Origin of the sequence: Allobosea sp. WAO (genome assembly GCF_001509835.1) — a bacterium.
Classification (GTDB): Bacteria; Pseudomonadota; Alphaproteobacteria; order Rhizobiales; family Beijerinckiaceae; genus Allobosea.
Map to the genome: position 1 here is coordinate 722,527 of NZ_JXTJ01000004.1, position 15,178 is coordinate 737,704.

The 15,178-nt window shown below is 67.8% G+C and carries 15 protein-coding genes; 3 read left to right on the forward strand and 12 right to left on the reverse strand.

The window, feature by feature from the left end:
- Positions 1 to 14: 14 nt before the first annotated feature.
- From DK26_RS07740 to DK26_RS07770, 7 genes are all read right to left on the reverse strand, one after another.
- Positions 15 to 578: a hypothetical protein gene (locus tag DK26_RS07740; protein ID WP_157089556.1), complete on the reverse strand. Its 564-nt coding sequence runs from the start codon at positions 576 to 578 to the stop codon at positions 15 to 17.
- A gap of 51 nt (positions 579 to 629) precedes the next feature.
- The gene (locus tag DK26_RS07745; RefSeq protein WP_066470018.1) at positions 630 to 1,823 is read right to left on the reverse strand and encodes a hypothetical protein; all 1,194 of its coding nucleotides are present in this window, start codon (positions 1,821 to 1,823) and stop codon (positions 630 to 632) included.
- Between the two features lie 161 nt (positions 1,824 to 1,984).
- On the reverse strand, positions 1,985 to 3,424 hold the full coding sequence (locus tag DK26_RS07750; protein WP_066470020.1) for a lytic transglycosylase F: 1,440 nt from the start codon (positions 3,422 to 3,424) through the stop codon (positions 1,985 to 1,987).
- A gap of 60 nt (positions 3,425 to 3,484) precedes the next feature.
- Positions 3,485 to 4,273 carry a hypothetical protein gene (locus DK26_RS07755; protein WP_066470022.1) on the reverse strand — a complete coding sequence of 263 codons (789 nt, stop codon included), beginning with the start codon at positions 4,271 to 4,273 and terminating at the stop codon, positions 3,485 to 3,487.
- 109 nt (positions 4,274 to 4,382) lie between these two features.
- Entirely contained in the window at positions 4,383 to 4,862 is a 480-nt protein-coding gene (locus DK26_RS07760) for a hypothetical protein (RefSeq protein ID WP_066470024.1), read from the reverse strand.
- 167 nt (positions 4,863 to 5,029) lie between these two features.
- Positions 5,030 to 5,467 carry a DUF1489 family protein gene (locus DK26_RS07765; protein ID WP_066470032.1) on the reverse strand — a complete coding sequence of 146 codons (438 nt, stop codon included), beginning with the start codon at positions 5,465 to 5,467 and terminating at the stop codon, positions 5,030 to 5,032.
- A 127-nt stretch (positions 5,468 to 5,594) separates the two neighbouring features.
- Positions 5,595 to 5,948 (reverse strand): VOC family protein, encoded by a 354-nt coding sequence (locus DK26_RS07770; RefSeq protein ID WP_066470034.1) that lies wholly within the window; start codon positions 5,946 to 5,948, stop codon positions 5,595 to 5,597.
- A 34-nt stretch (positions 5,949 to 5,982) separates the two neighbouring features.
- Here DK26_RS07770 and DK26_RS07775 point away from each other — a divergent pair, with 34 nt between their 5' ends.
- Complete coding sequence (locus tag DK26_RS07775; protein ID WP_066470041.1) at positions 5,983 to 6,765, forward strand: SDR family oxidoreductase; 783 nt, start codon at positions 5,983 to 5,985, stop codon at positions 6,763 to 6,765.
- 3 nt (positions 6,766 to 6,768) lie between these two features.
- On the forward strand, positions 6,769 to 7,614 hold the full coding sequence (locus DK26_RS07780; protein ID WP_066470043.1) for an aminoglycoside phosphotransferase family protein: 846 nt from the start codon (positions 6,769 to 6,771) through the stop codon (positions 7,612 to 7,614).
- A 114-nt stretch (positions 7,615 to 7,728) separates the two neighbouring features.
- On the opposite strand, the gene DK26_RS07785 is transcribed toward DK26_RS07780, so the two are convergent.
- From DK26_RS07785 to DK26_RS07805, 5 genes are all read right to left on the reverse strand, one after another.
- The gene (locus DK26_RS07785) at positions 7,729 to 9,714 is read right to left on the reverse strand and encodes a biotin carboxylase N-terminal domain-containing protein (RefSeq protein ID WP_066470046.1); all 1,986 of its coding nucleotides are present in this window, start codon (positions 9,712 to 9,714) and stop codon (positions 7,729 to 7,731) included.
- A 232-nt stretch (positions 9,715 to 9,946) separates the two neighbouring features.
- Positions 9,947 to 11,194 carry a YeeE/YedE family protein gene (locus DK26_RS07790; protein ID WP_083533042.1) on the reverse strand — a complete coding sequence of 416 codons (1,248 nt, stop codon included), beginning with the start codon at positions 11,192 to 11,194 and terminating at the stop codon, positions 9,947 to 9,949.
- Positions 11,195 to 11,213: 19 nt separating this feature from the next.
- Positions 11,214 to 12,161, reverse strand: a complete 948-nt coding sequence (locus DK26_RS07795; RefSeq protein ID WP_066470261.1) for a sulfurtransferase — start codon at positions 12,159 to 12,161, stop codon at positions 11,214 to 11,216.
- A 167-nt stretch (positions 12,162 to 12,328) separates the two neighbouring features.
- A complete protein-coding gene (locus tag DK26_RS07800; protein WP_066470049.1) occupies positions 12,329 to 13,045 on the reverse strand; it encodes a cation transporter in 717 nt (238 codons plus the stop codon).
- Positions 13,046 to 13,156: 111 nt separating this feature from the next.
- Positions 13,157 to 13,918 (reverse strand): SDR family oxidoreductase, encoded by a 762-nt coding sequence (locus tag DK26_RS07805; RefSeq protein ID WP_066470052.1) that lies wholly within the window; start codon positions 13,916 to 13,918, stop codon positions 13,157 to 13,159.
- Between the two features lie 157 nt (positions 13,919 to 14,075).
- On the opposite strand from DK26_RS07805, the gene DK26_RS07810 reads away from it, so the two are divergent.
- Complete coding sequence (locus tag DK26_RS07810) at positions 14,076 to 15,161, forward strand: kelch repeat-containing protein (RefSeq protein WP_083533043.1); 1,086 nt, start codon at positions 14,076 to 14,078, stop codon at positions 15,159 to 15,161.
- Positions 15,162 to 15,178 lie beyond the last annotated feature (17 nt).

Genomic DNA, 15,178 nt, shown 5'->3' on the forward strand with positions numbered 1-15,178 from the left:
AAAGGGAGCGCGCTCTAGAGCTTCACGTTCCTGGTGCAGGCCCGCACGAACTTGGCCTTGGCCGTGACGCCGAGCGACACGGTCTTCTTGGCGGCGTCGTAGGAGGCGTAGCTGCGTTCGCCGGGCTCCGGCGGATCGTCCAGGCTGGCGAGCGGGAACCACTGGAAGCAGGCCCTGCTGTCGCGGACGCTCTGTCTGCCATCGGCCGCGATCGTCACGATCCTGGCCGGGCAGTTCGCAGCCCAGGACTGGGTCGAGCTCGACGAGTTCGGGCCCATCTCGCAGCCGCCCTCGCCGCCGTCGAACAGGATGCTCGCGACGATGGTGGTGTCGCCGTCCCTGAATTCCTTCCAGAGGATGTCGAACGGGCCGTTCTGCCCCGGCTTCAACTCGACCAGCGCGTTCTTGTTGAGGACCGCGATGCGCTCCTTCCAGAAGCCGAAGACCCTGGCCTTCTCGGCGCCCGGCTTGCCGATGCGCAGGATCTGCATCTCGTCCTTTGCCGTCTGGGCGTGCCCCTCCCGAGCCAGCCCGATCGAGGCGCAAAGCGCCAACGCAACCATCGCAAATCTGTTCATCGGATATCCCCGGGGATGGGCTTCAAGCCGGCGTCAGAGCGCCGAAAGCCGTCACTGCTTGACGAATGTGCCGATATCGGCGCGGCATTTGTCGATCTTTCCTGCCCGCAGGAACGCATCGAACAGGCTGCCCCCGCCCTCGGCGACGCCGAGCCCGACCAGGATGCCGCCGAGCGCCGCATCGCGCATGGCCTGCATCTCCTCGGAGCCGGCATTGATGTTGAGGCACGGCACGAGGTCTTCGGGGCCGGCGAAGGCCGCCACCTTGCGGTCGAGCGACTTGATCAGCTGGACCTCGACGCCGTCGGGCCGCTTGACGGTCTCGAGATTGCCGACGGCGATCGTGTCGCCCTCGCCGACGGCGCCGAATTCGAGCCAGCGCTTCTTGAAGATCCAGCCGGACTGGCGCAGGCGGACCTGCACCCCTTCCATTCCGGCGCTGCAGACGAACCTGGGAAAGTTGAAGTCGGCGAGCCGGCCCTGATTGCCGTGCACGGCAAAGCGCTGGTCATCGAAGGCACCATCGGGATCGGCGGCTTCGGCGGCGGCCTTGCACCGCCTCGGCTTGACCTCGCTCTTCTTCGCTTCGCAGACGCCCTTCAACCGGCTCCAGGCCGCTTTCGGGAGATTGTCGAGCGGACGCGGGCAAGGGCCCCAGCAGCTCAGGAAGACCCAGGGCGTGCATTGGCTGTTGGCTTCCTGCAGCGCCTCGTTCGAGAGGCCGGCATCGTCGTATTCCCGCACGATGCGCTTCTCGACCTTAGTCACGACGCCGTCGACGAAGGGCTCGACGGCGCGCTGATGGCTGGCGATCAGCCTTTGCCTGACCGAAGGCCCTCCGAACATCGAGAAACTCTCGGGCCCCGCGGCCTTGTTCAGCGCGTCATCGGTCAGGGAGAAGGGCGACAGCGCCGCGCTGTCGGCATCGCCCGCACGCGCGACCTCCGCGGCCTTCTTCTCGGCTTCGGCCCTGCGGTCGACGAGGTAGCCGGCGATGGCGGCGGAGACGTATTTTCGTGCCTCGTCGCGGCACGCCTCTTCGGTCGCATATCCCTTGCCGCGAAATTGCTGGCAGAGCTGCCCCTCGGACCTGATCGGCCGGATGTCGAGTGAAACCTGCAGGCGCGTCAGGATCTGGTTCAGCTCGGCGCCGGCGACCGGCGTCTCGATTTGTCCAGTAGCGGTCTGCGCCCATGCGCCGGTCGCAAGAACCAGCGTCGTCAGAAGTCCGAAGGCAAGTCTCACTTTAGGCACCGTCTAGGATCAGCAGTCGAAGCCGAGGCCCTAGAGGGCGGCCGAATAACAAAGCACTAAATCGAAAGAGCGAATCCGAACACTCCCGCCTTGCGATCTCTCCGGCCTATCGCGGAGGGTCCAGCAGTCGGGTCGAAGGGCCCGGTCAGGCCTCAGCCGGGCGCCGCGGCAAGGCCCTTCTCGCCCAGCAGCAGCGAGTAGGCGACGAAGTATTTGTAGATATTGCTGACATACTGCACGGTTTCCCGCCCGACGAGCTCGGCGGCGACGTGTTCGACATTGCCGAACCAGACGTTCGGATCGAGCCCCTTCTGTTGGGCGATACGCCGAAATTTGCGCAGATTGCCCGGGCCCGCATTGTAGGCTGCGAAGGCGAAGAGTACGCGGTTGCGCGCATCGATCGCCAGGTCCTTCGCGATGTAGCGCTCCGTGATGTAGCGCATATAGGCCGCCCCCGCCTGGATGTTGCGGCCGGCATCCTTGTCGACATCGGCGATCTCGATCGGCTTGGCGGCGGCGGTCTTTGGCAGGAGCTGCATCACCCCGACCGCGCCGCGATGGCTCCTGCGGCTCTGGTCGAGCTGCGACTCCTGATAGCCCTGCGCCATCAGCATGAGCCAGTCGAAGCGATAGGCTTCGCCATTCGACCGGAACAGCGCGACGAGATCACGAAAGCACTGTGCATCTTCCGTCGCAAAGGCGTTTCTCACGACCCGGTCGCTGCCGAAGTATCGTCGCTTGACGTCGTTGCCGAATGCCGTCCCCAGCCTGTGCTCGCGAACGAAGGCGTCGACCTCCTGCTTCAGCAGGGGCGAGTTCTTCCGCATGGCCCAGGCGACCGAGCCACCGCTGTGAAACACGAGGTCGGACCGCACTTTCAGCGTCGTGAAGACCAGGGACCAGAGCGCCGCCTTGTGGTCGTCGACGATGGCGAAGGGCAAGAGGCCAGCTCCGACCATTTCGAGGATATCCTCGTCCTCCAGATTGTCGTCCGCGGGCTTGATCGAGATCGGCTTCAGCCCCCTCGCCTCGAAGGCCCTGCTCAGCTCGCGCAGATGCGCGGCGTAGCTACTCGCCTCGCGCACATAGACCTCGCGGCCGGCAAGATCGTCCAGGCTGGCGAGCTCCGGCGATTTCGGACCGGTGACGATGACCTCCTTGACCCCGGACATCCAGGGCTCGGCGAAGTCCATGCCGGCGAGCCGTTCCGGCGTGATCGTCAGATTGCCGGCGACGATATCGCCGCGCCCCTCGTTCAATGCGCGCTCGAAATCGCCGCGCGGCACCGGCACGAAGGCGACGGTGATCGAAAGCGCACGGGTCTTGTGCCGCGCATTGATCCAGCTCTGGAAACGTTGGCCGAGTTCGGCGATGACGCCAAGTTGGCGGCCCCGGTCGACGAAGAACAGTGTCTTGCTGTAGGGCACGAGGATCCGGATCACCCGCCGTTCCAGCATGCCGTCGAGATCGCCCGTCCAGGGCTTGAGCTGCGGCAAGCTCGCGACCACGGGCTTTGGCGGCCGGGACTGACCGAGCGCCGGCGACAGTAGACAGGCGCAGGCCAGGAACAGCGACAGGAGCAAACGCATCATGATGGCAGGCGTCCTTTCGCAGCATGCCGCCGCAGATGGCCCGCGCCGGCAAGCTCTCCCCTAGAAGCGGTAGGACACGCCCGCGATCGGGCCGCTGAAGCTGGTATCGTAGACGAACCCGCCGCGCCGGTAGTCGACGGCGAGATGGCGGTAGCCGACCGACACCGCCCAGTTCGCATTGAAGGCGTAGTCGACGGTTCCGCGAAGCTCCCAGGTCAGCCGCGAACTGCCAGCGCCGATATCGCCATAGGCGCTGAGGCCGAAGCCGTTGCCCAGCACGGCGTGAACGCGAACGCCGGCGACGGGATCGACCCAGCTATGGGTAGAGCCGGCCGAAAGCGCCAGCACGCCCGCGACGTTGAGATCGAGATCCGTCGAGACGGACCAGACCCGCCCGCCCGCCACCAGGTCGGCGGTGAAGGCGGCGCTGTCATAGAACCGATAGAAGCCTGTCGCCGTGGCGGTGAAGGTCTTCGAGGTCAGTGACGCGCTGGTGAAGCCGGGCACACGAGGCACCACGTCGCGACCCCGGTCGAGCGAGACGGCGACATAGGTCAGGTCCGCCAGGAGGCCCCAGCGGCCGTTCCTGTATTCGCCCGCGACCATCGCCGCGAAGTCGAGATTGCGCAGGATGTCGGTGAACGACACGTCGATGTCGACCGTCGGCAGGTTCCGACGCGCGCCCACCGTGCCGCTCAGCCCCGACGCCCAGAAGAACGGCGTCAGACGAATCTCGACATCGGGAACAGGGATGGGAACGGGTGCTGGAGCCGGCGCCATGTCGGCGGCCTGAACCGAACCTGCCCAGCCCGCCACCACGGCCAGCAGGATTGCTGCAATACGTGACATCGAACGCGCCCCCGTCGTTTCGCCTGCCTGCTCAGTTAGGTCGCCGTCGGCATCTTCCCTACTCAGTCATCTCCAGTACCGGCGCACGGCCGGCCTTCCCGACCCGCGCCTAGCGCGGGCAGACGTCCCAGAAGCCCTGGGTGCGCTGTGGATCGGTGTAGAACCAGCAATAGCCCGGCGCCGGCGCCGGCGAGGTCGCATAGGCTGTGGCAGCCGCGGCCGCGACGAAGCCGACGGCAGCGCCGGACACGACGGCCATTCCCGGATGCCACCAATAATTGTTTGGGCGCACCCAGGCGGCACCGGTCCGGCCTGCGACGACATTGCCGCGAGGGCCACGGGCGACATAGCCCCTGCCGGCGACGGCTCCCGCCGGGCCCCGCGCGGCGTAGCCCCGCCCGGCGACGACGCCGCCCCGGGGCCCGACAGCAACGCCACGCCGGGCGACACCGCCGCGATACTGGCTGAACTCGACCAGCTCGGGCACAGCGATTGTCGTGGCGGGAACAGTGGGCGTCGCCGCCGAAGCCGCGAAGGGTGCGGCAAGAGAGAGGATCGCAGCGGCCGACAGCACATGAACGGACTTCATGGTATTCGCTCCCTTATCGGCGTCGCCATGTCTTGCAGGCCCGCGTCGGAAGCCTCCCGCGTCCCCCGGCGCAAGTCAAACGCAGAATTGCCGTTCGGTCACTGCTCACGATATCGCGCGAATGCCAGCCGGCTACCATGCTGCGAAGCATCGGCGCAGGCTCGGGCCTAGAGCAGCCCCAGTTCCGCCAGTTCGCGCCGCATCTGCTCGGGCATGGCGCCGAGATCGCCGCTGCGGCCGTCGATGTCGGGCGGAGCGTCCTTGTCCTGTAGGTAGCGCCAGCCCTGGAACGGCCGGTAGGGCCTGGGCTCGACCGCCACGACGATCGGCTCCATGACCAGATGGCAGCGCCCGATTCCCTCGGCATCGGTGAAGGGACGGATGTCGATCAGCCGCTGGCGGGCGCTGAGCTGGCCCTTGATCACCCAGTAGAGCGAGCCGCCGGAGACGATCTCCTCGATGCGCTTCGGCACCATGCGGGTGGTGTGCAGCTGTTCGGCCGGCTCGCCACGGGCGCGGCGCTGCGCCTGCCGCTCGGCGATCCATTCCTCGAGATCGCTGATCGATTCGGCGCCGACGCAGAGTTTGAGCAGATGAAGCGGCATGGTCCTGCAGCCTAGTCCCGCAGGAAGCCGCGGGCCAGCCGCAGCGCGCCTTCTCCACAGCCCCAGAGCTGGAGCATGTTGCCGCGGCCGGGCCGGTTCCGACGCTGCCGCCCCGGCGAGAAGCGCCTCAGCGGCGATGCGCCAGGATGTTGACCAGCTTGCCGAACGGGTCGCGCACGAAAAAGCGCCCCACGCCCCAGTCCTCCTCCGCCGGCCCGTATTCGACCGCGATGCCAGCGGCGAGCACGCGCTTGTGGACCATGTCGAGATCGTCGACCTCGACGGAGATGTCCGGCACCGGCGCGCCGCCGCCGCCCTGTCTGGCGAAGCTGATCTGCGGTGCCGAATTGCCTTCCGCCGCGTAGGTCACGATCCAGCCATGGTCCATCACCCGCTTCAGGCCGAGGATCTCGCCATAGAATTGGCGCGCCCACTCGGGATCCTCGGTTGCAATATTCGCCACGATCCGATTCACGATCATCCCGTCCTCCTTCTCCCGATTTCGGAGCTTCTTGATGCAAGGACTCGCAGGCAAGGCCATTCTCGTCACCGGTTCCTCGACCGGAATCGGCCACGCAATGGCGCGGCGGCTCCTCGCCGAGGGCGCGAGGGTCCTGATCCATGGCCGCGACGAGAGCGAGGTCAAGGTCGCCTGCAGCAAGCTCGGCACCGGCTGCCACGGGGTCGCCGGCGACCTTGCCGAGCCGGCGACGGCGCAGGCGCTGGTCGACGCGACCTGCAAGGCCTTCGGCCGCATTGACGGGCTCGTCAACAATGCCGGCATCTATCCGCGCGGCGTCATCGGCGAGAGCACCGCGGCCTTCTTCGACCATGTCTTCGCGATCAACACCCGCGCGCCGCTGCTCTGCGCCGAGGCGGCGATCCGCGCCTTCCGCCTGCAGAAATCCGGCGGCGCCATCGTCACCGTCGGCTCGATCAACGCGCTTTGCGGTCAGTCGGACCTCACGGTCTATTCGATGTCCAAGGGCGCGCTGACGACGATGACGCGCAATCTCGCCGACGCGCTCGGCAGCGAGCGCATCCGCGTCAACCAGCTCAATGTCGGCTGGACCTTCACCGCCAACGAGGACGCGACGCAGCAGCGCCATGGCCGAAAAGCCGGCTGGGAGAAGGACGTCTCCGCCCTGTTCGCGCCGACCGGCCGGCTGATGCAGCCCGAGGAAATCGCCGCCCATACCGCCTTCTGGCTCTCGGATGACAGCGCCCCGGTCTCCGGTCAGATCTACGAGGCCGAGCAATACCCGCTGATTGGCCGCAACCGGTCGCAGATGAGCTGAGCCGTGACCGTACAGCCCGCAGAATACGCGCCCTGGCTGGCGCGCTGGGGGCTCGTCCCCGATGGCGCGCCGATCACGACGCATTCCAGCCGCCTGCTGCCGGTCCGGCGCCGCGAAGAGCCGGCCATGCTGAAGCTGCCGGACTCGCCCGATGAGCGCCTCGGCTACCTGCCGCTGGAATACTGGAACGGCGACGGCGCCACCCGCCTGCTCGCCCGCTCCGACTCGGGCGATGCAATGCTGATCGAGCGCGCCACCGGCCCGCGCTCGCTCGCCGCCATGGCCCGCAGCGGCGCGGAGGGCGACGATGAAGCGACCGCGATCCTCTGCGACGCCATCGCCGCCCTCCAGAAGCCGCGCGGCCCGGCGCCGTCAGGCCTGATCCCGCTGGAAACCTGGTTCGCGGAGCTCTTCCCGATGGCGCGGGAGCGCGGCGGCATCCTCGCCCGCTCGGCTGCGTCAGCCGCGGAGCTGCTCGCGGCGCAGCGCGAGATCCTGCCGCTCCATGCCGACCTGCATCATGACAATGTGCTCGATTTCGGAGCGCGCGGCTGGCTCGCCATCGACCCGAAATGCGTCATCGGCGACCGCGCCTTCGAATACACGATCCTGTTCTGCGATCCCGATCTCGCCGATCCCGAGCCGCCGGTCGCCACCCTGCCCGGCCGCTTCGAGCGCCGGCTGGAAATCGTGCTGGCGAAGTCCGGGCTGGAGCGCGAGCGCCTGCTTCGATGGACCCTGGCCTGGTGCGGACTCTCGGCCACCTGGTTCCTAGGCGACGACGACCCGCTGGCGGAGATCAATCTCGCCGTCGCCGAGCGGGCCATCGTGGCGTTGGATGGCTTGTAATCCACGTCATTCTCGGGCGGCGCGCAGCGCAGACCCGAGAATCTCCTGACGAGGAAGCACCATCGTGGCCTCCTCTGGTCTGAGATGCTCGGGTCGGGCCCGAGCATGACGCACCTACTCCCCGAGCACGACCACCTTCGCGCCCTCTGCCACCTGCGCGCCCGGCTCGGCACCCAGCTCGGTGACCGTGCCGTCGCGCGGGGCGGTCAGCACATGTTCCATCTTCATCGCCTCGACGATGGCGAGGCGCTGGCCCTTCACGACCGCCTCGCCCGCCCCAACGAAGAGCGCGATCAGCTTGCCGTGCATCGGCGCCTTGATGACGCCGCCCGAGCCGCCGACCGCGTCGAGATCGACACTGAACGGGTCGAACAGCGCAACCGCCGTCTGCCGGCCGCGGTGCAAGGCGAGATAGGTGCCGCCCTCGGCCCGGGCGAGCGTCACCTCATGCTCTCCCTCGGGCAACGGGTGGCCCGGCAGCGAGACGCGAGCATCGTCGCCGCTCCACTCGATCTTGGCCTCGATGCGCTCGCCATCGACCAGCAGCGGCAGGCCGAGCGCCGGGCGCGGCATGATCGAGAAGGCGTCGGCATCGAGCCAGGGCGATTTGGCCTCGTCGCCGGTCCGCTCGACGGCGAGGTCGAGCGCCGCCACCTGGCGCTCTTCCTCCAGTTGCAGCGCCGCCGCCGCGACCGCCGCCGCATCGAGCGGTTGCGGCTCGGCGCCCAGTGCCGTGATGTTGCGCTCGATGAAGCCGGTGTCGAACGGCCCCTTCCGGAAACCCTCCGCCTCGGCCAGCTTCTTCAGGAAGGCGAGATTGGTGCGGGGGCCGGCGACGATGGTCTCACCGAGCGCGAAGGCGAGATGGTCGAGCGCCTCGTCGCGGGTGCGGCCATGCGCGATCACCTTGGCGATCATCGGGTCGTAGAACGGCGTCACGGAATCGCCGGCCTCGACGCCGGTGTCGATGCGGATGTCCTCGCTCTGCGGGAATTGCAGTGCCCAGAGCTTGCCGGTCGAAGGCAGGAAGCCCTTTTCCGGGTCCTCGGCATAAAGCCGCGCCTCGACCGCATGGCCTTCGGCGCGGACATCCTCCTGCGCGAAGCCGAGCGGCTCGCCAGCCGCGACCTTGAGCTGGAGCTCGACGAGGTCGAGCCCGGTGATCGCCTCGGTGACGGGATGCTCGACCTGGAGCCGAGTATTCATCTCCATGAAGTAGAAGCGGTCCGCCTTCAGCCCGTCACGGCCATCGGCGATGAACTCGACCGTGCCGGCCCCGACATAGCCGACCGCCCTCGCCGCCTCGGTCGCGGCCTTGCCCATGGCGGCGCGCACCTCCGGCGTCATGCCCGGCGCCGGTGCTTCCTCGATCACCTTCTGGTGGCGACGCTGCAGCGAGCAGTCGCGCTCATAGAGATGAACGACATTGCCATGGCTGTCGCCAAAGACCTGGATTTCGACATGGCGCGGCGAGAGCACATATTTCTCGACCAGCACGCGGGCATCGCCGAAGGCGTTCTTGCCTTCGCGTTGGGCGCTGGATAGGGCGTCGGCGAAGTCCTCGGGCCGGTCGACCTTCTTCATGCCCTTGCCGCCACCGCCGGCGACCGCCTTGATCAGCACGGGGTAGCCGATGCGCTCGGCCTCCTGGCTGAGGAAATCGACGCCCTGCTCGGCGCCGTGATAGCCCGGCACGACCGGAACACTCGCCTTCTCGACCAGCGCCTTGGCGGCGTCCTTCAGGCCCATGGCGCGGATCGCCGAGGCCGGCGGGCCGACGAAGACGATGCCGGCGGCCGCGCAGGCATCGGCGAAATCGGCGTTCTCGGAAAGGAAGCCATAGCCCGGATGGATGCAGGCCGCGCCGGCTTGCTTGGCGACTACGAGGATCTTGTCGGCATCGAGATAGCTCTCGCGCGCCGGCGCCGGGCCTATCCGGTAGGCCTCGTCAGCCATCTCGACGAACAGCGCCTCGGCATCGGCGTCCGAATAGACGGCGATGGTGCGCAGGCCGAGCCGCCTGGCGGTGCGGATCACCCGGCAGGCGATCTCGCCGCGATTGGCGATCAGGATGGAGGGCAGTTTGGCGGCAATCGACATGTCGGCTTCCTCGGGCGCAATCCGCGAGCGGTGACGCCTGTTATAGCCGACCCAAGGCCCGTGTCTGCGCCATGTTGCGCAGGGTGCGGATGGGCGCTTGCACCGGAACCTCACCGTCATTGCGAGCACAGCGAAGCAATCCAGGCAGACTTGCTCTGCCGCCCCTGGATTGCTTCGTCGGCTGAAGCCTCCTCGCAATGACGGGAAGCGCCGCGTTCATGGGATCGGCACCTCAGGCCAGCAGGCGCAGCCTCCGCCCGAGCTTCAGCGTCAGCGTCGTGCCGACGAGCAGCCCGATGCCGAAGACCCAGCCCGAAACCGCGCCCGCCGAAATGCCGGAGAGCAGCGTGCCGACCGTGCAGCCGAGCCCGATCACCGTGCCCCAGCCGAGCAGCGCCCCACCGATCAGCCCGCGCAGCACATGCCCGCCATCGGGACGCTTCGGCTTGAACTCGCCTGCGGCGAGCGCCGCTGCAAAGGCCGAGGCGACGATGCCGGCGATGAACAGGCCGTTCGGGGTCAGCAGTGCGTCGCGGATCGCTGTGGCGCAGCCGCGGAAGCTGTCGAGCCCTTCGAGACGTGAAGGCAGCAGCTCGAAATGCGCCGCGAGCTGGCGAGAGCGCGAGCCGATCTCGGCGGTGACGCCGAGCGGCGACAGGCGCAGATAGGCGGCGATCCCGATCAGCCCGACGAAGAGCCCGCCGAGCCAGGCGGGCCAGCGCCGCAGGAAGATCGCGGCCAGCGGGTCGGTGGCGGCATGCTGAGCAGCGGTAGCCGGAGCGGGGCGACCGGCGCGCAGCAGCCACCAAGCCAGCCCGCCGAGCACGAAGAGCCCGGCGAGCAGCGCGCCGCCATAGCCGAGCTGGCGCGGCAGCCACAGTACCGGCGATTCCGAGATCGTGCCGAGATAGAGCGGGTTCCAGCTCAGGAAGCCGAGGATGAAGCCGCCGACCGCACCGATCAGGGCAAAGGGCGAGGTCGGCGAGCCCTCCCCGAGCCGGTAGAGATGCGCGCTGATGCAGGAGCCCGAGATCGCCATGCCGGCCCCGAAGGCGAGCCCCGCCAGCAGCAGCGCCGGGCCGACCGGGCCGATATGCGCCGTCGGCGGCAGGCGCGTCCCCGACGGGTCGGGCAGCCAGGCGCCATAGATCAACGTGTAGCCGACGAGCCCGACGGCGAGCGCCGCGACGATGCCGAGCAGCCCCTGCGGATCGCGCCGGTCGAGCCAGTCCTTCCAGATGCAGAAGAAGCAGAAGCGCGAGCGCTGCAGCACGAAGCCGAAGGCGACGCCGAGGATCAGCGAAAGCTGAAGCTGCGTCGCCGGCTCGGCATGGCGACCGACCAGATAGATCGCCAGGGCAATGGCCGCGACCACGCAGGCGGAAAGCACAAGGCAAAGGGGCGGCGAGTGCCCCGCCGCCCCCGCCTGCCGGCGCGCCTGCTCATAATCGAGCGCGCCGCCATCGTCGGAAATGCTCATGGCTCTGGAGCGCCGCCGCTTACTTGCCGGTCCAGACCGTGCCGGCCGGGTTGCTGATCGGCAGGCCGACCACGTTGCCGTATTCGGTCCACGAGCCGTCATAGTTGGCGACCTGATAGCCGAGCACGCGCGACAGGATGAACCAGGTGTGGCTCGAGCGCTCGCCGATGCGGCAGGTGGTGATCACCGGCTTGGAACCGTCGATCCCGGCCTCGGCATAGAGCTTCTTCAGTTCCTCGACCGGCTTGATCGTGCCGTCGGCCTGGTTGACCGCACGCGCCCAAGCGACATTGACCGAGCCAGGGATATGGCCGGCGCGCAGCGCCAGCTCCTGGAAGCCGGCCGGCGCGATGATCTTGCCGGAGAACTCGTCGGGCGAGCGGATGTCGAGGATGCGCGCGTCGGACTTCTTCTCGACGGTCGCGACGACATCGGTCAGGCGGGCGCGCAGCTTGCGGTTCGGCTCGGCGACGGTGAAGGCCGAGGCCTTGACCGCGACGGGGTTGGTCGCGACCGGGCGCTTCTCCAGCTCCCACTTCTTGCGGCCGCCATCGAGCAGTTTCACATTGTCGCGCAGGCCGTAAATGTCGAACACCCAGGCGCCCCAGGCGGCGAACCAGTTGTTGCTGTCGCCGTAGAGGACGACGGTCGTGTCCTTGTCGACCCCGAGCTTGCGGGCGAGCGCCTGGAACTTCTCCGGGCTGGCTATGTCGCGCGAGACGGTCTCGACGAGATCGGTGTGCCAGACGACGTTCTGGGCGCCCGGGATATGGCCGCGCTCGTAGACGCCCGGCTCGACGCTTACCTCGACGATGCGGACCTTGGGGTCGCTGAGGTTCTTTTCGAGCCACTCGGTGGTGACGAGCGGGCCAGACTGGGCGAAGGCGGCGGTGCTGGCCAGCAGGCCTGCAGCCAGGCCCGCAGCCAGCGCGAGCGCGCCGCGGCGAAGAAGGGAAATCACGGACATTCTCGGCTCCTTGCTGCCGATCAGCCGTTTTTCGCGGGCTGGATCGGCTTCGAATTCGGAGCCGTCATGATTTCGCCACACCCCGCCCAAGAGAAGCCGGACAGGATTTTTTTGTTTGCTATCAAGGCGGAAGAAGGCAGTCGTACGACCTTGGTAGCGATAGAAGATTATTCTTCCGCCGCCATTTTCCTCCCTGAATCCTGAGCTCTGACCGAGCGCCAGATCGCCCAGGTCGCCTGGAAACAGATGGCGGCGACGACGAGGTCGAGCAGATATTCCGGCCAGCGCACCGGCGCGAGCCTCGCCGCGAGCCCGACCAGCGCGAAGCCGGTGGTCGAGATCGTGTCGTTGCGGCTCGAAAGCCACGTCGCCTTGATCACCGGATTGGGTTCGCGCCGGAAGCGCCAGAGCACGAGCACGATCAGATAGGCGATCAGGATGGCGCTTGCCGCCGAGAAGCCGAGCGTGAAGAGCTCGATCGGCCGCGGCCGCAGGATCTTGTCCCAGAGATCGTAGAGCGTGTGCAGGCCGGCGACCGCCATCACCGCGCCGATACCGAGCGCCGCGAGCTTCTCCGCCCGCTCGTCGCGGCCGAAGACCAGCGCCGCGATGCCGTAGAGCGCGACGTCGTAAACCCAGTCGACGCCGTCCTTGAGGAGCTGATTGTTGCCGATGGCGAGCGCCCAGGCGACGACGAGGGCGGCGAAGATCAGGATGCCGAGCGCGATCGCCCAGATCGTCGACCGATAGGCCCGCTCCACACTGGGAGCGACGGGGGCGGCATGGCCGGGCTCGCCCTGATTGCGATCCCCTTCCCCGTCATGCCCGGGCTTGTCCCGGGCATCCACGTCTTCAGGCCGTCGAAGCCCATCGAAAGCCGACATGCGAGGCGCTCCAGAGCCGCCTCGCCCAGTGTCGCGGAAAATCCGCCCGTCGCAAGACGTGGATGGTCGGCACGAGGCCGACCATGACGACAGCGGGTCGGTCAAGCAGCCTCAGCCGCGGCCGACGAAGGGGGCCTTGGTCGCCATCACCGTGACGGTGAGCACATTGGCCTCGAGCGGCAGGCTCGCCATGTGCAGCACCGTCGAGGCGACATGCCCGACATCCATCACCGCCTCGACCTTGATCGAGCCGTCGGCCTGCGGCACGCCGGTCGTCATGCGCTGCGCCATCTCGGTCAGCGCATTGCCGATGTCGACCTGCCCGACCGCGATGTCGTATTTGCGCCCGTCGAGCGACGAGGTCTTGGTCAGGCCGGTGATGGCGTGCTTGGTCGCGGTGTAGGCGACCGAGTTCGGCCGCGGCGCATGGGCCGAGATCGAGCCGTTATTGATGATGCGGCCGCCCTGCGGCTGCTGGTCCTTCATCAGCTTGAAGGCTTCCTGGGTGCACAGGAACGGACCGGTCAGGTTGGTGTCGACCACCTTCTGCCAGTCGGCGAGCGACAGGTCCTCGAGCATGATGCCGCCCGGCGCGTTGACGCCGGCATTGTTGAACAGCACGTCGAGCCGTCCGAACTTCTCCTTGGTCTTGGCGAACAGCGCCTTGACCGAATCCTGGTTGGTCACGTCGGTCGGCACGGCCAGCGCCTGCGCGGCATCGACGCCCGACAGCTTGATCGTCTCTTCCAGCGCGTCGCCGCGGCGCCCGGCGAGCACGGTGCGGTAGCCGTCCTTCAGGAAGGCGATGGCGACGGCCCGGCCGACGCCGGAACCGGCACCGGTGATGATGGCGACCTTGTTGTGCCCAGACATGCGTATCCTCGCGTTTCCCGTGTTTTCAACCGTTTCAGGCGGCAGGACCATAGCAGCGTATGCAGTATGCGGAACTGCTTTTCCAGCAGACCGGCTCCGCCCTTTCACTTGCCTGCCGCAGCGTCTGCCTTACTCTTCTAGCGAGGGAGGAAGCGTCATGACCAGCCTGAGCCGTCGCGGTTTCATCGCAGCCGGAGCCGCCAGCCTTGCCGCGCCGGCGCTCGCACAGCAACCCGGCCATGAGCATCATGGTGGCCATTACGAGCGGCTGAACCAGCCCGGCCGCATCCCGAAGCCGGCCCTGGCGGACTCGCAGAACGTCTTCGATTCCCCCGCGCCGAAAGCTGCCAATCCCGGCCGCTGGAGCGCCAGGGCATTGCTGCCGCTGCCCCGTTCGGAAATGGCCTGGGCGGCCGCTCATGACGACCGCATGCACATCGTCGGCGGCTATGGCGAGCAGCGCACCGACCGACCCTACCACCATGTCTACGATCCCAAGGCCGACAAATGGGCCGACGGCGCGCCGCTGCCGCAGGGCGCCAACCATGTCGGCGTCGCCTTCCTCGACGGCAAGCTCTACGCCATCGGCGGCTTCCTCGAGCAGAACCGCAAGCCGCATCCGCGCTGCTTTACCTACGACCCGAAGACCGACAAATGGGCCGAGATCGCGCCCCTGCCCCGCCCGGTCGGCTCGGCTGCGATCGTCGGGCTGAACGGCCTGCTGTATGCGATCGGCGGCGCGATCGGCGACACCACCGACACCAAGACCTCGGTCAACTGGCACCGCGTCTACGATCCCAAGACCGACAAGTGGACGGAGCGCACGCCGATGCCGACGGCGCGCGACCACACCGGCACGCTGGCGATCGGCAATCTGATCCACGTCATCGGCGGCCGGGTCGACAGCTTCCACACCAACTCCAACCTGCATCACGCCTATGACCCGGCGACCGACAAATGGGCGCCGCGCAACCCGCTGCCCACCGCCCGCTCCGGCCATGGCGCCGTGCTCTATCGCGGAAAAGTCTTCGTGATGGGCGGAGAAGGCACCAACCGCGTCTTCGGCCAGATGGAGGCCTATGACCCCGCCAGCGACGGCTGGGAGCAATACGCCCCGATGCTGACGCCGCGCCACGGCCTCGGCGCGGCGCTGGTCGGCGACGCGATCCATGTCGCCGGCGGCGGCCCGGTGATGGGCGGCGGCGTCCAGAGCGCGATCCACGAAGCGTTCAGTCTGGCCTGACAGGCCGCCCCGGACCG